Annotated in this window: 18 protein-coding genes; 12 read left to right on the top strand and 6 right to left on the bottom strand. The window is 63.2% G+C overall.

Annotation, left to right across the window (positions count from 1 at the left end):
* Nucleotides 1-10 precede the first annotated feature (10 nt).
* Entirely contained in the window at nucleotides 11-790 is a 780-nt protein-coding gene (locus HA052_RS12765) for a helix-turn-helix domain-containing protein (RefSeq protein WP_166452207.1), read from the top strand.
* On the opposite strand, the gene wrbA is transcribed toward HA052_RS12765, so the two are convergent.
* Nucleotides 787-1386 carry an NAD(P)H:quinone oxidoreductase gene (wrbA, locus tag HA052_RS12760; protein WP_081548989.1) on the bottom strand — a complete coding sequence of 200 codons (600 nt, stop codon included), beginning with the start codon at nucleotides 1384-1386 and terminating at the stop codon, nucleotides 787-789. The two genes, HA052_RS12765 and wrbA, sit on opposite strands and share 4 nt — an antisense overlap.
* A gap of 130 nt (nucleotides 1387-1516) precedes the next feature.
* On the opposite strand from wrbA, the gene HA052_RS12755 reads away from it, so the two are divergent.
* Nucleotides 1517-2719: a YihY family inner membrane protein gene (locus HA052_RS12755; protein WP_166452206.1), complete on the top strand. Its 1203-nt coding sequence runs from the start codon at nucleotides 1517-1519 to the stop codon at nucleotides 2717-2719.
* On the opposite strand, the gene HA052_RS12750 is transcribed toward HA052_RS12755, so the two are convergent.
* The gene (locus HA052_RS12750; protein WP_206118891.1) at nucleotides 2671-3492 is read right to left on the bottom strand and encodes a DUF3025 domain-containing protein; all 822 of its coding nucleotides are present in this window, start codon (nucleotides 3490-3492) and stop codon (nucleotides 2671-2673) included. The two genes, HA052_RS12755 and HA052_RS12750, sit on opposite strands and share 49 nt — an antisense overlap.
* Nucleotides 3493-3518: 26 nt before the next feature.
* On the bottom strand, nucleotides 3519-5783 hold the full coding sequence (locus HA052_RS12745) for a sensor domain-containing diguanylate cyclase (protein WP_166452204.1): 2265 nt from the start codon (nucleotides 5781-5783) through the stop codon (nucleotides 3519-3521).
* Between the two features lie 151 nt (nucleotides 5784-5934).
* Here HA052_RS12745 and cysG point away from each other — a divergent pair, with 151 nt between their 5' ends.
* From cysG to msbA, 10 genes are all read left to right on the top strand, one after another.
* Nucleotides 5935-7326, top strand: a complete 1392-nt coding sequence (gene cysG, locus HA052_RS12740) for a siroheme synthase CysG (RefSeq protein ID WP_081548995.1) — start codon at nucleotides 5935-5937, stop codon at nucleotides 7324-7326.
* Between the two features lie 188 nt (nucleotides 7327-7514).
* Nucleotides 7515-7922: a PTS sugar transporter subunit IIA gene (locus HA052_RS12735; RefSeq protein WP_043635143.1), complete on the top strand. Its 408-nt coding sequence runs from the start codon at nucleotides 7515-7517 to the stop codon at nucleotides 7920-7922.
* A complete protein-coding gene (locus HA052_RS12730; RefSeq protein WP_019100446.1) occupies nucleotides 7909-8178 on the top strand; it encodes an HPr family phosphocarrier protein in 270 nt (89 codons plus the stop codon). Before HA052_RS12735 ends, HA052_RS12730 begins: the two co-directional genes overlap by 14 nt.
* Nucleotides 8179-8200: 22 nt before the next feature.
* Nucleotides 8201-9940 carry a phosphoenolpyruvate--protein phosphotransferase gene (gene ptsP / locus HA052_RS12725; RefSeq protein ID WP_081548997.1) on the top strand — a complete coding sequence of 580 codons (1740 nt, stop codon included), beginning with the start codon at nucleotides 8201-8203 and terminating at the stop codon, nucleotides 9938-9940.
* Nucleotides 9941-9959: 19 nt separating this feature from the next.
* The gene (rfaQ, locus tag HA052_RS12720; protein ID WP_166452203.1) at nucleotides 9960-11042 is read left to right on the top strand and encodes a putative lipopolysaccharide heptosyltransferase III; all 1083 of its coding nucleotides are present in this window, start codon (nucleotides 9960-9962) and stop codon (nucleotides 11040-11042) included.
* Nucleotides 11039-12190 (top strand): glycosyltransferase family 4 protein, encoded by a 1152-nt coding sequence (locus tag HA052_RS12715; RefSeq protein WP_166452202.1) that lies wholly within the window; start codon nucleotides 11039-11041, stop codon nucleotides 12188-12190. Before rfaQ ends, HA052_RS12715 begins: the two co-directional genes overlap by 4 nt.
* A 155-nt stretch (nucleotides 12191-12345) precedes the next feature.
* On the top strand, nucleotides 12346-13308 hold the full coding sequence (locus HA052_RS12710; RefSeq protein ID WP_166452201.1) for a glycosyltransferase family 9 protein: 963 nt from the start codon (nucleotides 12346-12348) through the stop codon (nucleotides 13306-13308).
* Nucleotides 13301-14623, top strand: coding sequence for an O-antigen ligase family protein (locus tag HA052_RS12705; protein ID WP_166452200.1), 1323 nt, complete (start codon nucleotides 13301-13303; stop codon nucleotides 14621-14623). Before HA052_RS12710 ends, HA052_RS12705 begins: the two co-directional genes overlap by 8 nt.
* A complete protein-coding gene (locus tag HA052_RS12700; RefSeq protein WP_166452199.1) occupies nucleotides 14616-15719 on the top strand; it encodes a glycosyltransferase family 4 protein in 1104 nt (367 codons plus the stop codon). Before HA052_RS12705 ends, HA052_RS12700 begins: the two co-directional genes overlap by 8 nt.
* 52 nt (nucleotides 15720-15771) lie before the next feature.
* Nucleotides 15772-17532 (top strand): lipid A export permease/ATP-binding protein MsbA, encoded by a 1761-nt coding sequence (gene msbA / locus HA052_RS12695; RefSeq protein WP_166452198.1) that lies wholly within the window; start codon nucleotides 15772-15774, stop codon nucleotides 17530-17532.
* A 201-nt stretch (nucleotides 17533-17733) separates the two neighbouring features.
* Here the strand turns inward: msbA and HA052_RS12690 are convergent, their stop codons facing one another.
* The 3 genes from HA052_RS12690 to aroK form a co-directional block, all read right to left on the bottom strand.
* Entirely contained in the window at nucleotides 17734-18117 is a 384-nt protein-coding gene (locus HA052_RS12690; RefSeq protein WP_240937354.1) for a type IV pilus assembly protein FimV, read from the bottom strand.
* 197 nt (nucleotides 18118-18314) lie between these two features.
* Entirely contained in the window at nucleotides 18315-19394 is a 1080-nt protein-coding gene (aroB, locus tag HA052_RS12685) for a 3-dehydroquinate synthase (protein WP_166452197.1), read from the bottom strand.
* Between the two features lie 2 nt (nucleotides 19395-19396).
* A complete protein-coding gene (aroK, locus tag HA052_RS12680) occupies nucleotides 19397-19957 on the bottom strand; it encodes a shikimate kinase AroK (RefSeq protein ID WP_166452196.1) in 561 nt (186 codons plus the stop codon).
* Nucleotides 19958-20022 lie beyond the last annotated feature (65 nt).

Raw genomic sequence — 20022 nt, 5'->3', positions numbered from 1 at the left:
AAGAGGCATTGTGGCGGACTTCGACCATTTGCATGACTATGACGGCGGCGCGGCCCCGGTGGTTGGCAAGGCGCGTGATTACCCGGCCGGCGGCGTTTCGCCGCGCCACGCCCACCCCACGGCACAGCTGTTGTACGCTGTGGAAGGCGTGATGATGGTCACTACCGATCAGGGCCGATGGATCGTGCCGCCGACGCGCGGCATCTGGCTGCCCATCGCCACCTGGCATCAGGTGAATATGCTGAGCCGGGTGCGGATGCGCACGGTGTATGTGCGCGGCGACGCCTTGGCCGGCCTGCCGGCGGAGTGCTGTGTGCTGGCGGTGTCGCCCTTGCTGCGCGAGCTGATCCAGGCCGCGACCGGCGTCGCGGTGCCTTACCCGCCGGACAGCCGGGCGGAACGGGTGATGCGGTTGATTCTGGACGAGATCCGCAGCCTGCCCAGCCTGGCTTTGTCCTTGCCGCAGCCGGCGTCGGTGGCGCTGGATCAACTCTGTAGGCAGTTGCTCAGCCACCCCGGCGATGCGCGAGGCGTCGCCGAGTGGGCGGCGCAGGCGGCGATGGACCCGCGCACTCTACAGCGCCGTTTTCAGCGCGAGACCGGGCTGAGCTTCGGGCAGTGGCGACGTCAGGCGCGGCTGATCGCGGCCTTGGAGCGTCTGGCGCGCGGCGCCAGCGTGCTGGAGGTGGCGCTGGATCTGGGTTATGCCAGCCCCAGCGCCTTCGCGACGATGTTCAAGCGCGAGCTGGGGGCGTCGCCGAGCGCCTTCTTCGACGCGCCGCAGCTTTAAACCGGGGCGGCCAGTTTCAGCGCAATTTCTGCCAGCCGGCGCCCCTGCGCCAGCGCCAGTTGTTTTTCGTCGTCGCTGATGGCTTGTTCGTTGCGCACGCCGGCGACATGGCTGACGCCATAGGGCGTGCCGCCGGTGCTGGTCCGGGTCAGCGCGGTTTCCGTGTAGGGCAGGCCCACCATCAGCATGCCGTGGTGCAGCAAGGGCACCATCATGGTCAGCAGGGTGGATTCCTGGCCGCCGTGCAACGAGGCGCTGCTGGTGAACACGCAGGCGGGTTTGCCGGCCAACGCGCCCTGCATCCATTCCGGGCTGGTGCCGTCCAGAAAGTATTTCACCGCCGCCGCCATATTGCCGAAGCGGGTGGGGCTGCCCAGCGCCAGGCCGATGCATTCAACGAGATCCGTGGCCTCGACATAGGGCGCGCCGGCCTCGGGGACGGCGGCCTCGGTCGCTTCGCAGACCGCGGACACCTTGGGCACAGTGCGCAGCCGGGCCTGGCAGCCGGGCACGCTCTCGATGCCGCGGGCGATCAGCCGGGCCAGTTCGCGGGTGGCGCCGTGCTGGCTGTAGTAGAGCACCAGGAGGTCTTGCATGGGTTTGGGGCCTTCCTTGTATGGGATCAAAAACGATAGGTCGCGCGCCGCCGCGCAAGCGGGTGCATGATAAAGCAACTCTTTACGGCTTGCCTGATCCGCGCTTTGCCATTATTTTGCCGGGATGCAAATGAGTCGAATCGAACCGTATCTGGGCTTCGCGCGCTTTCTTGCCCGGCGCATGGGCAGCCATCGCGTCGCGCAAGTGTCCGGCAGCCTGACCTTCACCACGCTGTTGGCGCTGGTGCCCTTGTTCACCATCGCCTTGACGGTGATTTCCGCGTTTCCAGTGTTCTCTGACCTGAGCACCCGTTTCAAGATCATGCTGCTGTCCACGCTGGTGCCGGAATTCGCCGGCAAGGTGATCACCGTCTATATGCGTCAGTTCGCCGACAACGCGGAGAAGCTGACCGCCGCCGGCATCGTGATGCTGGGCGTCACCGCGCTGATGCTGATGTCCACCATAGACCGCACTTTCAACGCGATCTGGGGCGTGCGTCGCGGGCGGCCGTTATTGCAGCAGAGCATGGTGTACTGGACGGTGCTGACGCTGGGGCCGCTGGTGTTGGGCGGCAGCCTGCTGGCCTGGCGCAGCCTGTTCAAGATCAGCAAGTTTGACCACGCGTTGCCGGTGTTGGCCAATATGGTGGAGGCCGGCGGATCCATCTTGCTGACCGCTCTGGTGCTGTCGCTGTTGTACCGCATCGTGCCCAACCGCTTCGTGCCGATCAAGCACGCCAGCGTCGGCGCCTTGCTGACCGCGATCTTGTTGGAGGCCACGCGCGCCTTGTTCGGCTTCTACATCGGTCAGGTGGCTAATTATCAATTGGTGTACGGGGCTTTCGCCAGCATCCCGATTTTCCTGTTGTGGGTGTATTGCCTGTGGATGGTGGTGCTTAGCGGCGCGGTGTTCACGGCATCGCTGTCCTATTGGGAAGGTGACGCCTGGCGGCGGCGCTTTGAGCCTCGGCGGCGTTTTCTCGACGCGGTGGAGGTGTTGCTGCTGTTGGACGAGGCGCAGAACCGCGGGGAACTGCTGAGCCCGGTGAAGTTGCGCAGTCAGGTGAAGGTGGGCTACGACGAACTGGGCTGGGTGCTGGATATGTTGAGCTCCCGCGGTTTTGTTCAGAAAAGCCAGCGCGACGGCTGGGTGCTGGGCAAGAAGTTGTCGGCCATCTGCATGGTGGAGCTGTTCGAACTGTTCGTTTATCGCAGCGACAACTACCGCGACGACGATGTCGGCGCCGGCGTGGAAACCCTGTTGGGGCCGATGACGGCCGAGCTTCAGTCGGTGACGCTGGAGGATTTCGCCCGCCGCGTCGGCCGGAAATAATCGCGGTTGGCGTAGAAGGCCGGATCTTTGTTGTCCGGCCACCAGCCGGGAATGCCTAGCAGCGGCAGCGGCCACAGCGAGCGGGGGGCCGGCATGAAGCCGTCGTCGTCCAGCCGCCGCGCCAGCGCCTCGTCCAAGTGCGCCAGACGGCGCGCCTCTTCCCAAGTAAAGAATTCCGCCGGCACCGCCAGCGGCAGCGCCTTGCCGCACCAGCCGATATGCGGCCGCAGGCCGACTTCGAACAGCGCGTGACCGATGGCGTGGACGCCGATGCGACGGTCCCAATCTTGGCGATGTTCCAGAAACAGGCGCTGCCATTCCATATCGTCCAGCATCCGGCTGAAAGCCGGGTCGGCGACGGCGACGATGACGCCGCATTCGTCCAGCAGCGTGGCCGCGTCGCGCAGGGGGCCGCGCTTGGTTTCTCCGCGGGCGATGGCGCGCAGGTGGCGGCGGTTCAGCGCCTGCTTGCTCAGCGGCCAGGCCAGCCAGGCCAAGGCGTTGAACCAGTCGTGCCAATTGCCGCTGCGGGTGGGAATCTCTCCGGTATGGCCGATGTGCATCTCGTAATAGGCTTCCGGCTCTAGATCGCAGGCAAAGCGCAGCGCGGGTGGCAGCGCGTGTGGGCGTTGTCGCCGGTAGCGCTGCAGCAGCAGGTCGTAGTCCGCCTGCTCCGGCCAGGAAGCAGGGGCGATCAGCTCGGCGGCGTCGCGTACGGGCAGATATAGCGGGTGGGAGAGATAGTCGGTTTGCCAGGCGCTCACGGTGGACATCTTGGAAAGAGATTCAAGCCGGCATTTTAGCGCAATAGCAGCAATTCCTCGCCGCTGATGCAGTTGCGACCGTTGTGCTTGGCCTGGTACAGCTGCTTGTCCGCCCGGCCCAGTACTTCGTCGATTTCAGTTTCGTCGGCGCGCAGCACGGCGACGCCTATGCTGACCGTGTATTGTAGAGAGCCTGCCTCACCGCCCGGCAGGCGGGCCTCCGCGACGATGCGGCGCAGGCGTTCCGCCGCCAGCAGCGCGTCTTCCATCCGCGTGTCAGGCAGTACCGCGGCGAACTCCTCGCCGCCCAGGCGGCCGCAGATGTCGGTGCTGCGCAGCACATTGCGGCAGCTTTGGGCAAAATGGACGATCACCTCGTCGCCCTTGGCATGGCCGTATCGATCGTTAATGTTCTTGAAGTGGTCCAGATCCATCATCAGCACCGTCAAGGACAATTGATAACGTCGGTTGCGCTCGATCTCGCGGCTGGACAACGCGATGAACTGACGGCGGTTGCACAGACCGGTCAGTTCGTCCAGGGTGGCGAGCTGATAGAGTTTTTTCTCGTGGGCGTCGCGTTGCAGCGCGATGGCGATCAGATGCGTGCTGCGCTGCGCCAACTGCAGTTCTTCCGGCTCGGGTTGGCGCGGGTCAGGGTGGTAGATGGCGAAAGCGCCGAGCAGTCGGCGGTCGCTGGAGAAAATGGGCGTCGACCAGCAGGCGCTCAGGCCGAAGGGGGCCACCAGTTCGCGGTAGCCGGCCCAAAGCGGGCTATTGGCGATGTCATCGACGATGACCAGGCTTTTGCGGTGGACGGCGGTGCCGCAGGAGCCGGCCTCCGGACCCACCGGCACTTGCTCCAGCAGTTTGCGATAGCCGGGCGGCAGGCTTTGGCCGGCCGCCAGCCGCAAGGTTTCCCCTGTGGCGTCCAGCAGCATGATGGAGCAGACGCCGCGATTCAACTGCGACTCCATCATCCGGCAGATCTGATTCAGCGTGTCTTGCAGCGGCGTATTGCCGGCGATCATCTCCATTACCGCGTTTTCTTCCGCCAGCAGACGTTCGCTCTGGCGGCTGTGGGTGATTTCGCGCTCCACCGCCAGAATGCTGCGCAGCTCGCCGCCCAGGCCGAATTCGGGGAATAGCCTCACCTCGAAAATGAAGCGCCGGGCGCTCAGGCTCAGTTCCAGTTCGAAGCAGCGAGCCTCGCCGCCGGAGATCAATCGCTCACACTCCTCGGCAAAACGCGCGCGCGCGGCTTCGGGCCAGGCTTTGTCGTGGACGCTGCGGCCGAGGTGTTCCTCGCGGGTCAGCGTCGAATAGCGGCTGACGCTGCGGTTGATGAATTGGCAGCGCAGCTCCAGATCGTAACGGGCGATGACGTCTTCCGAGTTCTCCACCAGGGTGCGGAATTCCTGTTCCCGGCGCAGCATCGCGGACTCGGCCAGCTTGCGCGCGGTGACAATCTGGCACAGCGCGTGGATATGGCTGATGCGGCCCACTTCGTCTTTGTGAAACTGGGTGCGTTGCTCCAGCCATTCCCAATGACCGTGAGCGTGACGCACGCGGAATTCCATGCCGCAGGCGCTTTCTTGTCTTTGCTCCGGGTGGCTTAGCAGGGCGGTGAACAGCGAGCGGTCTTCCGGATGAAGCAGCTCCAGCCAGCGTGAAAACGCCATGCGCTCGGCGTCCACCGGCAAACCCAACAGGGCGTGCAGCGTTTGAGGTGCGCCGCGCACCGCTTGGCCGGCCAGGTCGAACTCCAGCAGACCCAGCCGCGCGTCCTGCAGCACTAAGCGCCAGTCTCCCAGTTCGCCGCCGGGGCCGTGGGCAGAGGGCTGTGTTTGCAGGCGCAACAAAAGATGGCCGGGGAGCGGGCAGGGCAGGGGAAAGGCCAGCAAATCGGCATGGGCCGCCAGCAGGCCGTCGCGATGGCCGGGGTGGCTCGGGTCCAGCAGCAGCGCGAGGTCGTGCCGGCTGAAGCCGTAACCGGTCAGACCGCCGTCTTGGCGCACGGGCGCCGGCGCGTAGTCCGAGACGGCGAGGAGGCGACCGGCGGCGTCGGCCAGCGCCAGTGGCTGTCGGCTGTCCCGGACCTGCCGGCTGAGCGTGGCCAGCTGTCGTCGGCCTCGCCATGGCGGCAGGCCCAGCAGCGCCAGCAAGGGGACGAGAAGTGGCCAGCCGGCGAGCCAGTCCGGCGTCGCGGCTTGCGCGTAGTCGGCCCCGAACAGGCACAGCGAGCCCGCGGCGGCGAACAGTCGACGGTGCGGACTGGCCCGGCGGCGTAAGGCTGGGTTCAAGCGGTTCTCCGGAGGCGCGACGGCGCGCAAAGCTGCAATGATGGCATCAGGCGCAAAACAGGGCGCTTTTCGTAATATTGATAGCATTCGCCAGCGTCGTTTTTATGCAACAAATGCAGTATGCTGCAAACATTGTTGCGGAGCTGGCCAAATGGATTACTTCCCGATCTTCCTTAAATTGCAAGGCGCATCCTGTTTGCTGGTGGGCGGCGGCGAGGTGGCGCTGCGCAAAGCGCGGCTTTTGCTGTCCGCCGGCGCGGAACTGACGGTGGCGGCGCCGGCGTTGACGCCTGAGTTGGCCGAGATGGCGAGGCAGGGCCAACTGACGCATTTGTGCGCCTGTTTCGAGCCGGCCCAGCTGAGCGGCCGGCGTCTGGTGGTGGCCGCCACTAATGAGCGCGAGGTCAACCGCCAAGTTTCCGTGTCCTGTCAGGCCTTGAATATTCCCGTCAATGTGGTGGACGACCCTGAGCTGTCCAGCTATATCACTCCGGCCATTGTCGATCGTTCGCCCTTGGTGATCGCCGTGTCGACCGGAGGCGGGGTGCCGGTGCTGGCGCGCTTGATCCGCGGCCGGCTGGAAAGCCTGATTCCTAGCGGGTTTGGGCGGTTGGCGCGTTTTGCCGCCGATTTCCGCGATCGGGTCAAGGCCGGCATTCCCGACGTTGAGCGCCGTCGGGCGTTCTGGGAGTCGGTGCTGGAGGGGCCGCTGGCCGAGGCGGTGATCAACGGCGACGAGGCCGCCGCCGAGCAGGCGATGGAGCGACGGCTGGAGGATGCCGGAGCGCAGACGGCGCAGGGCGCGGTCTATCTGGTGGGGGCGGGACCGGGTAATCCGGATTTGTTGACCTTCCGGGCGCTGCGACTGATGCAGCAGGCCGACGTGGTCTTGCACGACAATCTGGTGGCGCCGGAGCTGCTGGAGCTGGTTCGACGCGACGCCGAGCGCATTTACGTGGGCAAGGCCAGAGCCAACCATGCGTTGCCGCAAGGCGACATCAATCTCTTGATGGTAGAACTGGCGCAACAAGGCAAGCGGGTATTGCGGCTTAAGGGCGGCGATCCGTTCACCTTCGGACGCGGCGGCGAGGAGATCGAGACGCTGGCGGCGCATGGCGTCGCCTTCGAAGTGGTGCCCGGCATTACCTCCGCCAGCGGGGCGGCGGCGTACGCAGGCATCCCGCTGACCCATCGAGATTACGCGCAGTCGGTGACCTTTGTTACCGGCCATAAGCAGGACGGCAGCATTCAGCTTGACTGGCCCGCGTTGACGCGGCCGGCTCAGACCGTAGTAGTCTACATGGGCGTGTCCACAGCCCAGGAGCTGTGCCACGCTTTCATCGAGCACGGCAAGCCGGCGACGACGCCGGCCGCCGCGGTGGAGTGGGCGACCACCGAGCGGCAGCGAACGGTAGCGGGCACGCTGCGGGATCTGCCGGAACTGATGTCCAAGCATCATATCGCTTCGCCCGCCTTGATCATTGTCGGCGAGGTGGTGGGATTGGCGGACAAACTGGGCTGGTATCGGACCCGGGTCTGTTGACGTTTGTTTTACCGTTGCGCTGCCCGAGAAAAGCGCGCTATACAAGGCGGAGGGCCGCGGCTAACGTAGATGTCGGCAGACCCTCGGAGAATACTGCTGATACAATGGCGGACTGACGTGTTGATCAACCTTTTTGCTTCAGCGTCCCGGCCCCGCGCCGACGACGCTGCCAACATGAAGAATCTGGCATGGTAGGTGTATTGATAATCGCGCATGGCGACTTGGGGCGCAGTCTGGCGGATTGCGCCAGGCATATCCTGGGCCGAGAGCCGGAAAATCTGGCATTGATGGCGGTCGACAAGACCGATGACCCGGAAAGCAAGCAAGCCGAAGCCCAGTTGCTGGTGGACAGGCTGGACGCGGGCGACGGGGTGGTGATCCTGACCGATATGTATGGCGGCACGCCGTCCAATATCGCCAGCCGGCTGATTCGGCCGGGGCGAGTGGAGGCGGTGGCCGGGGCGAGTCTGCCCATGGTGGTCCGAGCCTTGTGCTATAGCAGCCAGCCGTTGGAAATCGTTGTGAGCAAGGCGATCACAGGCGGCCTGGAGGGCGTGCTTTATATTATTCCGGGGGAAGGCAATGCTGCGAATTGAAGTGGAAATCATCAACAAGCTCGGCTTGCATGCCCGCGCCTCCAGCAAGTTCACTCAACTGGCCAGCCGCTACAAAAGCGATATCTTCATTGCGCGCAACAATCGCCGTGTCAACGGCAAGAGCATCATGGGCGTGATGATGCTGGCGGCGGCCAAGGGAGCGACCGTGGAGCTGGAGGTGAGCGGGGAGGATGAGCAAGTGGCGTTGGATGCCCTGGTGGCCCTGATCAACAACCGATTCGACGAAGCCGAATAAGCCGGAGCCTGAGGACGGGACGATGAGTATCATCCTGCACGGGGTGGCCATAGGCGGCGGCATTGCCATTGGCCGTGCCCATTTGATTTCGCGCAGCATGGACGATGTCGCGCACTATCTGCTGGAAGACGAGGAAGTCCCGGCGGAATTGGCGCGCTTCGATGAAGCCATCCGCGACACTCGCAAAGAGCTGGAAATGTTGTGGGGCAGCATTCCAGAGAACGCGCCGGCGGAGCTAGGCGCCTTCCTGTCTTTGCACATCATGCTGTTGGGCGACGTCACCATCTCGCGCGAGCCGCGCGAAATCATTGAAAAACAGCGTTGCAACGCCGAGTGGGCGTTGAAGCTGCAATGCGAGTCCTTGGTCGAGCAGTTCGACGCGATCGAGGAAGACTATCTGCGCGAACGCAAGAACGATGTGCTGCAAGTGGTGGAGCGCATCTTCAAGAACCTGGACGGCGACGTGCCGCAACTGCCGGCGCCGGAAGACCTGGTCGACGACCACATTCTGGTGGCGCACGATCTGTCGCCGGCCGACATGGTTTATTTCAAGGACTCCAATTTCGCCGCCTTCGTCACCGATGTCGGCGGCGCCACCTCGCATACCGCGATTCTGGGACGGAGCCTAGACCTGCCGTCCGTGATCGCCTTGCATCATTCGCGAGAGCTGATCCGCGAAGACGAGTTGATCATCGTCGATGGCCTGCAAGGCGTGGTGATCATCAATCCTGACGATTTGGTGCTGGCGGAGTACCGCCGCCGGCTGCGCGCCTGGCGCGACGCCCGGCGCAAGCTGTCGTCTATCCGCAAGTCCAACGCCAAGACACAGGACGGCACCGCGATCGAATTGCTGGCCAATATCGAGCTGCCGCAGGACGTGGAAGACGTGCGCAAGTCCGGCGCGGTGGGCGTGGGCTTGTTCCGCAGCGAATTCCTGTTTCTGGGCCGCGACACTTTGCCGGACGAGGACGAGCAGTACGAGGCCTACCGGCATGTGGCGGAAACCATGAAGGGTTTGCCGGTGACCATCCGCACCATGGATCTGGGCGCGGACAAGAACCCGAAATGGCTGAACCACGCGGTGGCGGACAATCCGGCGCTAGGCCTGACCGGCATCCGTCTATGCCTGGCCGAGCCGCTGATGTTCCGCGAGCAATTGCGAGCGCTGCTGCGCGCCTCGGTGCACGGCAAGATCAAGGTCTTGTTTCCGATGGTGAATTCGCTGCCGGAACTGAAACAGGCGTTGGCGCAATTCGAATACGCCAAGCAGGAGCTGCGCGAGGAGAAGGTCGCCTATTCGGAAGAGATCGAAGTGGGCGCGATGATAGAAATCCCGTCGGCGGCGCTGGTGGTGGGCAGCTTTCTCAAACATATCGACTTCCTATCGGTGGGGACCAACGATTTGATCCAGTACACGCTGGCGATCGACCGCAACGACGATTCGGTCAGCCATTTGTACGACCCTATCCATCCGGCGGTGTTGAAGTTGATCCTGCACACCATCAAGGCTGGCATCAAGGGCGGGGTGCCGGTGTCGGTGTGCGGCGAGATGGCCGGCGACGCCAGACTGACGCGTTTGCTGCTGGGCATGGGTCTGCGCAAGTTCTCCATGCATCCGGCCAACCTGCTGGCGGTCAAGCAACAGGTGCTCAATACTCACCTGGATCAGATCGCGCCGATTACGGCGCGCATGCTTAGAAGCGAAGACCCTGATAAAATCGCCGATCTTTTGCAACAATTGAATGCCGAGCCGGGTGTCTGATCCGGCTTTTTCCTTTCTTATGCTGAACGATCCCATCGACCTGAACGCCGTGCGGCGGGTGCTGGTCATCAAGCTGCGCCACCACGGCGACGTGCTGCTGACTTCGCCGCTGTTTTCCGCGCTGCAACAGCAGGCGCCGCATCTGGAGATCGATGCGCTGGTCTACCACGACACCCGGGAAATGCTGAGTCTTCACCCGGCTATTGCGCAACTGCACACCATAGATCGCAATTGGAAAAAATTGGGGCCGCTGGGCCAGTACCGCGCCGAGCTGGGTTTGCTGAGCCGTTTGCGCGCCCGCGGTTACGATCTTGTGATCACGCTGACCGAGCATAATCGCGGGGCTTGGCTGGCGCGCTTGCTCGCGCCGCGCTGGTCTGTGGGCCCGCAGGGTCCTTATGGGCGCTTCTTCAAAAAGAGTTTCACCCACCGCTATCTGCAGGTGCCGGGCAATCGCCGCCACACTATTGAGATCCATTTGGACGCTCTGAGGCGTATCGGCGTGTATCCGGACGCAAGCCAGCGCGAGTTGGTGTTGGTGCCGGGGCACAACGCCGAGGCCACGCTGGCGGCCAAGCTGGCCGAGCGCGGTTTGCGGCCCGGCGCTTACATCCTGGTGCACCCGACCTCGCGCTGGTCGTTCAAGAGCTGGCCGGCGGAGAAAATGAGCGCCTTGATCGACGCCTTGAGCGCGCGCGGCGAACAACTGGTCTTGTCGGCCGCGCCGGGCGCGGAAGAAATGGCGATGATCGCCGACATCGAAGCGCGGCTGGAACGGCCGGTGGCCAGCCTGGCCGGCGCGCTGAGCTTGAAGGAGTTGGCGGCGGCAATAGACCAGGCGCGCTTGTACATCGGCGTGGACTCGGTGCCCATGCATATCGCCTCGGCGATGAAGACGCCTTGCGTCGCCTTGTTCGGCCCGTCGGGGGATATTGAATGGGGTCCGTGGCAGGTGCCGAACCGGGTGGTGTCGGAGCCTATGGCCTGTCGCCCCTGCGGCAACGCCGGTTGCGGCGGAGGCTGGCAAAGCGAATGTCTGCAGCGCATCACAGTGGACGCGGTGTTGGCGGCGGTGGACGCGGTCTTGAAGGAGAGCGCATGAAGCGGCTGGCGATTATCCGGCAGAAATACAACCCGGCGGGCGGCGCGGAGCGCATCGTCAGCGCCATCGTCAAGCAATTGCAGGCCGGCGGCGAGTTCAGCCCGCTGTTGATCAGCCGCAATTGGGAAAGCCTGCCGGGGGTGGAAACGGTGGGGGTCAAGCCGTTTTATCTGGGCAGCGTTTGGCGCGACTGGAGTTTCGCCCGCGCCGCGCGCGCCGCATGGACGCAGGCCGGCGCCGATCTGGTGCAATCGCACGAGCGTATTCCCGGCTGCCATGTGTTTCGCGCCGGCGACGGCGTGCACGCCGCCTGGTTGGACGCGCGGCTGGAGGGCGCGTCCTGGTGGCGGCGCTTGGCCACCTTCTGCAACCCTTACCACCATTACATGTTGCGCACCGAACGAGCGATGTTCCGGCATTCGGCATTGCGGGCGGTGATCTGTAATTCGGCCTTGGTGCGAGACGACGTGGTGGGCCGTTTCGGCGTGAACCCGAGGCGTTGCGTAGTGATCCACAACGGCGTGGACAGCAACTTTTTCAATCCGGCGGCAGCGCGCGAGCAGCGGGAGGCGTTGCGCGAGCGCTACGGCATTCCGTCGAAGGCGCCGGTGTTGGTCTATGTGGGGTCCGGTTTTGAGCGCAAGGGCGTGGCGCAGGCGCTGCGCGCCGTCGCGCCGCACGCCGCCGTGCATCTGGTGGTGGTGGGCGGAGACAAGAAGCTGGCGCGCTATCAGCGGCTGGCGGCCCGGCTGGGCCTGTCCGAGCGGACGCACTTTACCGGTCCGCAGCGCGATGTGCGCAGCCATTACGGACTGGCGGACGGTTTCATCCTGCCTACGCTGTACGAGCCGTTTGGTTCGGTGGTGATAGAGGCCATGGCCTGCGGCTTGCCGGTGCTGACCAGCACCCGCTGCGGCGGTGCCGAACTGCTGGAGCCGGGCGTCACCGGCTGGCTGGCCGAGGCGGGGGATGCGGCCGCCTGGCAAGACAATGTGGCGGCCTGGCTCGCCGCGAGCGCGAACTGGCCGCGCAGCGGGGAGCTTGCGCGCGCGCGGGTGGCGGGCTTGAGCGAGAGCAATATGGTGGGGCAGATGCTGGCCTTGTACCGGGAGCTGTCGTCCGGCGTCGAGCGCGGGGCCGGCGAATGAGGCCGGGGCGTTTCCCCGGGCGCTTGCTGATCTTCGCCGCGCTGTTGCTGCGCTTGCCTTGGCAATGGCTGCGCCGCAAGCCTGACCCCGAGCGCACGCGCCGTGTCTTGATCCTGCATCAGTTTCTACTGGGCGATGCCTTGATGGCGACCAGCTTGCTGGCCAAGGCGCGCGAGCGCTTCCCCAAGGCGGAGATCGTGCTGGCTTGCCCGCCGGGACAAGCGCCGCTGTATGAAACGCGACCGTATGGTATTCGGCCGCTGCCTTGGCAGCCGCGCGATTTTACTTCAATCCGGCGTTTGTTCGCCGAAGAGCGTTTCGACATCGTCTACCTGATGGGTGAAAACAGGCTGAGTTTCCTGGCGCGTGCGATGGGCGCTCGCTGGATAGTGGGCTTTGCCGGGGAAACGCCGCTTTATAAAAACTGGCTGTTGGACGAGGCGGTGCCGTACGCCGGGCAGCCGGAAGCCTGGACCGACACCGCCTCCCGTTTGATCGATGGGCCCGAGCCCCGGCTGTTTCGTTTGCAGGATTGGCCGACGGCTGCAGAAGGGTTGCCGTCCTTACCGGAACGTTTCGTCGTGCTGCACGTCGGCGCGAGTTCGGCAACCCGCTTTTGGCCTGCATCCAGCTGGGAGCAGGTCGCCGCCACAGCGCGGGCTTGCCGGTGCGCGGTAGTGTGGTCGTGCGGGCCCGGGGAGCAGCATTTGCTATCGGCCATCGAGGTGGGGCCGGACGATATCGTCATGGCCGGCACGCTGAGCCTGGTGCAATTGCGTGATGTTTTGAGCCGTGCCAGAGCCTGCGTATGCCCGGACACCGGCATCGCGCATCTGGCCAAAGTGGCGGGCGCGCCCTTGCTAATGCTGTTCGGGCCGGGCAGCGAGACCTTGTTCGGCGCAAGCCGTTTTTTCGCCGGCTTTACCTGCGTTGGCGTCGGCCCTGCGTGGTTTCCTTGCCGCAATCAGCGCAGCGTGCATTATCGCGATGTCGATTGGGCCTTGCGTTGTTTTAGAAAATTTGGCGATCAGGCCGGCGAATGCCGCCAGGCGCAATGTATGGCTGCGATACCTGTCGGGCTGGTGGCCGAGACCTTGGAAAAACTTCTGCATGAATGATCATCTGAGTATTGAGCCGCGCTGGCATGGCCGCTTGGCTATCGGCCTGTCCTTGTTGTTTCTGACCTTGGCCAATGTGTCCCACACGATCGCGTTGCGTTATGTGATCTTGTTGTTGATGCTGGTTCTGGTGGCGAAAAACTATGCCGACCTCAAAAGCGGCTGGCGCGAGCAAGGCCGGCCGTTGACGGCCATGGGCGCGTTCTTGCTATACGCCTTGCTTCACACCCTATTGCTTTCGATGTGGCCGGAAGCCTCCGTCAGCGAATTCCGCAGCCAGCTATTGATCGGGGGCTTGTGGTTTGTGGCTGGCTTGGCTTTGTTCCGCCCCCCTCGGCGCTGGACGATTTCGGATTTGGTCATCACTGCCGGTTGCGTATTGGCCTTGGTCGAGTTTGCCCATGGCGCTTACGTCTATCTGACTACGGGCTTGTGGCCGTATATGGAGGCGTTTACCACGGCTACCAAGCTTGAATTCACCTTCTTTATGAATTTCGTGTTGGCGTTTATCGTGGCGGCTTATTGCCTGGGGCGAGGTGCTAGACGAAAGATCACACATATTCCTAGTTGGGGACTGAGTTGTGCCGCTGCTTTGATTCTGTTTGTCAGCCTAAAGGCCGGGGCACGTAATGGCATGATTGGCCTTGTTTACCTGATGCTGTCGATGTTGCTTGTTTATACAGTATTTGAAGGCGTCAAGATTGGTTGGGGCAAAGCTCTGGCTATTGGGGCACTAGTCCTGGTCGGTGCCACTAGCATTACGATTTACACTGTGCGGCAAGATAGCCGCAATCAGATATTCTTTGAGTCGGCCACTGCGGGTTGGCATTATGCCGATACTAAAGCCTGGTTGCGGATGGAGCCTCAGCCCAAATTGTCAAATGGCATGGATGTGGATGGTTCCGCCTATGAAAGGGTCGCTTGGATTCATAGCGGCCTTGATCTCATCGCGGCCAAGCCCATGGGCTATGGCTATAGCCGCAATGCGTTCACCAATGCGCTAACGGCGACGGGCCATCCCAATCAGGTCGGTCACAGCCACAGCGGTTTCATTGATCTGGGCGTGGGTTTGGGCGTGGGCGGCATCGCGCTATGGCTGGCGTTTTGCGGCGTGCTGATCTGGACCGGTTATCGGGCCTTCCGTCTGAGGCGCGATACGTTGGGGCTGGTGTTGATGCTGGTGACTTGCGGTTTTCTTGGACGCATGTTGCTGGAAAGCGTGAACAAGGATCATATGCTGCATATCTTCCTGTTCACCGCCGCCGCCCTGTTGGCGGAGCTGAGACAGCGTGAGAAAGGCGCCGCGCATGCGTGATTGGGTGCTGTTCACCGAGTCCTCTCCCAATGTCGGCGGACAGGAACTGCAGCTGATGCAGCAGATGCGCCTGCTGGGTGAGCGTGGCTTTCGCCCGGTGCTGGCCTGTAGGCCGCAGACGAGGGTGATGGAGGTGGCGTGCCAGCGCGGGCTGGAAGTCTTGCCGCTGCGTTTTCGAAACAGCCTCCACATGCCATCGATTTTGGGCTTAAGCGCCTGGATGCGCCGTCATCGTCCGCGGCTGGCCATTTGCCACAGCGGTCACGACAGTAATAATCTGGCTATTGCCGCGCGGCTGATGGGGCGCTGCCGGCCCTTTCTGCTGCGCTCGCGCACTTATCAGCCTGGCCAGGCTTCGGCCTGGAGCTATAACCAGCTGATGGACGCGACCATGTTGCCCAGCGCTTATCTGAAGCGCTGTTTGCTGGAGAATCCGGCAATCCGTCCCGAAAAGCTGCACGTGGTCTATCCCGGCATCGATTTCGACGCTCTGGATCAGGCCGCCGCGCTGCCCTTGCCGCCAGAGTTGGAGCTGTGGCTGTCCCGTTCCTCCGGACCTTTGCTGGTGCAAGCGGCGATGTTGCGCGGGGAAAAAGGGCATAGGACGGTGTTAGCGGCCTTGGACTTGCTGAGAGACAAGTGGCCGGACGCGCGTTATCTGATTGCCGGAGAAGGGCCGGAGCAGCAGGCGATCGCCGGGCTGGCGCGGCAGTTGGGTTTGCAGGATAGAGTGTTGTTGGCTGGGGTGGTGAGCCCGGTGGCCGCCTTGCTGGAGCGCGCCGACCTGGTATTGATGCCGTCCAGCTACGAGCCCTTGGGCATGTCGCAGATCGAGGCGCTGGGTCTGGGCGTGCCGGTGATCGCCAGCGACACCGGCGGCATCCCTGAGACCATGAGTCATGGCGAAACCGGCATGTTGGCGCCGCCGGGAGACGCTCCCGCCTGGGCTTCGGCGATTGATCTGGCGCTGAGCCAGCCGGCAATGATGAAAATCTGGGCCCAAGCCGGGCGCGCCGATGTGCGTTCGCGCTTTGCGCCGGAACAAAACCTTCGGGGTATCCTGGAACTCAGCGGCTTGAACGCTCCGGGGATTTGATGCTCTGACTTATGACCGCCCCGTGGGCGCGGGCGTTGGATGATAGAAACGAATGAAGAATTCTTTGCAAAGCAACTGGGCGATTTATCGCCGTTTGCTGGGATATTTGGGCCGTTACTGGAAGGTCTTCCTGATCTCGCTGGTGTCGATGACGGTGGCGGCCTTGACCGAGCCGGCCTTCGCCCGCCTGATGAAGCCCTTGATCGACAACGGCTTCGTCAACCGCGATCCGCATGCGATCGCCTGGGTGCCCTTGGCCATCATCGGCGTGTTCGCGGTGCGTGGCGTCACCAGCTTCATCAATGAATACACTTCCAGCTGGTTGACTGGACACCTGGTGCAGACGCTGCGCGAACAGATGTTCGCCAAGATGCTGCGTCTGCCAGTGCAGTACTACGCCGACAATCAGTCGGGAAGACTGGTGTCGCGGATCTCCTACGACGTCAATCAGGTGACTGAGGCCGGCTTCAGCGTGATTACGGTCACGGTCAAGGACGGAGTCACTGCAATCAGCCTGCTGGCCTGGCTGTTGTATATCGATTGGCAGCTGACTCTGATCTGTCTGCTGGTGTTGCCGGTGGTGTCTTTCTGCATGCGAATAGTGGGCAAGCGGCTGCGCAATCTATCACGCGAGAACCAGCAGAATATGGCCTTGTTGACCCAGGTGTTGGGCGAGGGCATCAATTGCCAACGCGTGATCAAGGTCTATGGCGGCGAAGCGCGCGAGAGCGAGCGTTTTCGCCAAGCGGCGGCGGCGATCCGCCGCAACGCGGTCAAGCAGAGCGCGGCGACATCCGCTAACACCGGCGTTACTCAGCTGATGATCGCTTGCGCTTTGGCCGCCATCCTGTATTTCGCCACGCTGCGTGCCCAGGGCGGCGCTTTCACCGCTGGCGACTTCATGTCCTTTCTGACCGCGATGATGTTGCTGTTCGCGCCGGTCAAGCGCATCACCGGCATTGCCCAGGCCATGCAGCGAGGCTTGGCGGCGGCGGAGTCGGTCTTCGATTTTCTCGACTTGCCGGAAGAGCCCGATCACGGCCGAACCGCCTTGCCGCGCACCCGCGGCAAGTTGCAGCTCTCGGGAGTGAACTTCGGCTATCCGGCGGCGGAGCGGCAGGTGCTGAGGAACATTAATCTACAGGTTCAGCCCGGCGAGACCATAGCCTTGGTGGGTTCGTCCGGCAGCGGCAAAACTACCTTGGTCAGCCTGATACCGCGATTTTACGATCCGGACGGCGGCGAGATTCGTTTGGACGATGTGCGCTTGCAGGATATGCCCCTGAGCGATCTGCGCCGGCACATCGCCATGGTGAGTCAGGACGTGGTGCTGTTCAACGACAGCGTGGCGGCCAATATCGCCTACGGCGAAGCGTCGCACAGTCGCGAAGCGGTGGTGGAGGCGGCGCGCGCGGCTAATGCGCTGGAGTTCATCGAGGCGATGCCGGACGGTTTCGACACCCTGATCGGTGAAAACGGCGTGCGTCTGTCCGGCGGGCAGCGCCAGCGCTTGGCGATTGCCCGCGCCTTGTTGAAAAACGCGCCGCTGTTGATTCTGGACGAGGCGACCTCGGCTCTGGACACCCAGTCCGAGAGGTTGGTGCAGAGCGCGCTGGAAAACCTGATGAAGAATCGCACCACTATCGTGATTGCCCATCGTCTGTCGACGATAGAAAACGCGGATCGCATCGTGGTGATGCATCAGGGAGAGATTGCCGAAGAAGGCTCCCACGCGCAGTTGCTCGCGCGAGGGGGGCTCTACGCCAAGCTGCATAGCCTGCAGTTCAAGGACGAGGACGCGGCTGCGGAATGAGCGCGGGCGCGGAGATGCAATCAAGCCGGCCATGGCGGAGGCCATGGCCGGCTTGATTGCATCGAGGACTCGGAACGTGTTTACGATCTCGCGAGCTAAGCCGAAAACGGCTGAGAAAGCGGAATGATCATACGGTACATGAGCATTTCGAGGACGTTTTCAACGCCGTATCGTCGACGCGCAGCAGATTGTAAGCAGTTCTCAGAGCTTGATTTCGAACAGCGGGTCCTGCGGCGCTAAGCGACGGCCGTTCTCCTGAATGGTGTGCCAAACCGGCTGGTCTTGCACTTGCGACTGAACGTCGCGCGCCAGCAGGCAGTAGGCCTCGCGATTGCATTCGCTGGAGTAGGCTCGCAACAAAGTGACCTTGGCCGGCAGATCGTCCGGATTGTCGCGCAGCGAATCCTTCAGCACCCGCACCGCGTCGCGGGTACGGCCATAGGCGAGGAAAACTTCCGCCTCGCCCACCGGATCGATGCCGCGCTGACACGGCTTGGTGTAACGTACTTTCTTCCATAAGAATTGCAGGGCGTAATATCCCGCCATCAGTCCAAAACTGGCGGCAAACGCGCTCAACGCTACCATGTGGCTTCTCCCCTTCCGCTTTGCAACGACTTGGCCTCGCCGGCGGTTCCCCGATATTGTGCGCTCTGGCTTCAAGCTTTATGCGGGGCTGACCAGCCGGCCTTCTCCATCTCCGGTAGATTCATTATTCTGATGAAGCGGCGCTAGCGGCAATCCGTAGAAATCCTTATCGGATCTGTACCGATGCCGTTTGAACGCTAACTATTGCTGTTCAGTATTTTCTCGAGTATTGCAGAGGGCAGGCCGGCCTGAATAGTGGCTTGGCCCAGTTGTTGCAATAGCACAAATCGGATGGTGCCGGCTTCCACCTTCTTGTCGTGGCTCATCAGCTCCAGCCAGCGCGCCATCGGCATCCGCGGGCTCTTGACCGGCAGGCCGGCGGCGGCCACCAGGCCGCGCACGCGTTCAACGTCTGCGGAGGACAGCCAGCCCAATTCGGCGGAGGCGGCGGCGGCCAGCACCATGCCGGCGCCGATGGCTTCGCCGTGCAGCCAGACGCCGTAGCCCAGGCCGGCTTCGATGGCGTGGCCGAAGGTGTGGCCCAGATTGAGCAGGGCGCGCACGCCTTGCTCCTTTTCATCCTGGCCGACGATGTCCGCCTTCATCTCGCAGCTTCGCTTGACCGCGTGCTGCAGCGCGTCGGGGTCGCGCGCGCGCAGGCGCGGCATGTTCTCTTCCAGCCAGCCTAGGAAGGCGGCGTCGCCCAGCAGACCGTACTTGATCACTTCGGCGAGGCCGGCGGACAACTCGCGCTCCGGCAGCGTGTCCAGCAGCGACATGTCGGCGATCACCGCCTTGGGCTGGTAGAACGCGCCTATCATGTTCTTGCCTTGCGGATGGTTGATCGCGGTCTTGCCGCCGACCGAGGAGTCGACCTGCGCCAGCAAGGTGGTGGGGATCTGGATAAAGGGCGCGCCGCGTTGATAGCAGGCGGCGGCAAAGCCGGTCATGTCGCCGACGACGCCGCCGCCCAGCGCGATCAAGGTGGTCTTGCGTTCGGCGTTGCGCGACAGCAGCGCGTCGAAAATCAGGTTCAGCGTGTTCCAGTCCTTATGCTGCTCGCCATCCGGCAAGACAACGCTGAAGGAATCGATCCGGTGCCGGGCCAGCGCTTGCTGCAGCCGGGCCAGATACAGCGGCGCCACGGTCTCGTTGCTGATGATGGCGACCTTGGGCAAGGGTAGATGGGGAAGCAGCAACTCGACCTGTTCCAGCAAGTCCCGGCCAATGTGAATCGGGTAACGGGTGTCGGGCAGGATCAGGTCGAGAGTAATCACAATCAGCTTCCTTGTTCGGGGCGGTGTTTGGGGGGGAGGGCGGAGAGCTGCTCCATCAGATGGGCAACCAGCAGGCTGACATTCTGCTGCGTGGTGTCGACGACGATGTCGGCAACTTCGCGGTACAAGGGGTCGCGTTCCTGAAACAGGCTTTCCAGCTTGCCCCTGGGGTTGGCGATCTGCAGCAATGGGCGGTTTTTGTCGTGCAGGGTGCGGGCCAGCAAATCGTCTATGGTGGCGCGCAGATAGATCACGGTGCCGTGAGCGGCCAGGCAGGCGCGGTTTTGAGGACGGATGACGGCGCCGCCGCCGGTGGCCAGCACGATGTTGTCCAGGCGGGCGAGGTCGGCGATGACCGAGGTTTCCCGGTCGCGGAAGCGCAGTTCGCCTTCGATGTCGAAGATGGTCGCGACGCGTACGCCGGTCCTGGCCTCGATCTCGTGGTCAGAGTCGTAAAAGGTTTTGTCGGTGCGCCGCGCCAAAGCTCGGCCTACCGTGGTCTTGCCCGCGCCCATCAAGCCGACCAGAAAAAAATTGCCTGCCGGTTTCTCCATGGCAGGCATTGTAGCCGAGCTTGGCCGCGCTGTCTTTCGGCGTTGCAGCAGCGCCTGGGGCGCTGCCGGGGCCG

Origin of the sequence: Chromobacterium fluminis (genome assembly GCF_011602385.1) — a bacterium.
In the GTDB taxonomy this organism is placed as follows: Bacteria; Pseudomonadota; Gammaproteobacteria; order Burkholderiales; family Chromobacteriaceae; genus Chromobacterium; species Chromobacterium fluminis.
Note: the sequence above shows the minus strand (reverse complement) of the source record. Positions and strands in the feature narration are given on the sequence as shown.

Excerpts from the sequence above, each read along its gene's own strand:
- wrbA (WP_081548989.1), bottom strand. The coding sequence starts at position 1,386 with ATGCAAGACCTCCTGGTGCTCTACTACAGCCAGCACGGCGCCACCCGC.
- HA052_RS12755 (WP_166452206.1), top strand. The coding sequence starts at position 1,517 with ATGAGTCGAATCGAACCGTATCTGGGCTTCGCGCGCTTTCTTGCCCGG.
- HA052_RS12750 (WP_206118891.1), bottom strand. The coding sequence starts at position 3,492 with ATGTCCACCGTGAGCGCCTGGCAAACCGACTATCTCTCCCACCCGCTA.
- cysG (WP_081548995.1), top strand. The coding sequence starts at position 5,935 with ATGGATTACTTCCCGATCTTCCTTAAATTGCAAGGCGCATCCTGTTTG.
- HA052_RS12735 (WP_043635143.1), top strand. The coding sequence starts at position 7,515 with ATGGTAGGTGTATTGATAATCGCGCATGGCGACTTGGGGCGCAGTCTG.
- HA052_RS12730 (WP_019100446.1), top strand. The coding sequence starts at position 7,909 with ATGCTGCGAATTGAAGTGGAAATCATCAACAAGCTCGGCTTGCATGCC.
- ptsP (WP_081548997.1), top strand. The coding sequence starts at position 8,201 with ATGAGTATCATCCTGCACGGGGTGGCCATAGGCGGCGGCATTGCCATT.
- rfaQ (WP_166452203.1), top strand. The coding sequence starts at position 9,960 with ATGCTGAACGATCCCATCGACCTGAACGCCGTGCGGCGGGTGCTGGTC.
- HA052_RS12715 (WP_166452202.1), top strand. The coding sequence starts at position 11,039 with ATGAAGCGGCTGGCGATTATCCGGCAGAAATACAACCCGGCGGGCGGC.
- HA052_RS12705 (WP_166452200.1), top strand. The coding sequence starts at position 13,301 with ATGAATGATCATCTGAGTATTGAGCCGCGCTGGCATGGCCGCTTGGCT.
- HA052_RS12700 (WP_166452199.1), top strand. The coding sequence starts at position 14,616 with ATGCGTGATTGGGTGCTGTTCACCGAGTCCTCTCCCAATGTCGGCGGA.
- msbA (WP_166452198.1), top strand. The coding sequence starts at position 15,772 with ATGAAGAATTCTTTGCAAAGCAACTGGGCGATTTATCGCCGTTTGCTG.
- HA052_RS12690 (WP_240937354.1), bottom strand. The coding sequence starts at position 18,117 with ATGGTAGCGTTGAGCGCGTTTGCCGCCAGTTTTGGACTGATGGCGGGA.
- aroK (WP_166452196.1), bottom strand. The coding sequence starts at position 19,957 with ATGCCTGCCATGGAGAAACCGGCAGGCAATTTTTTTCTGGTCGGCTTG.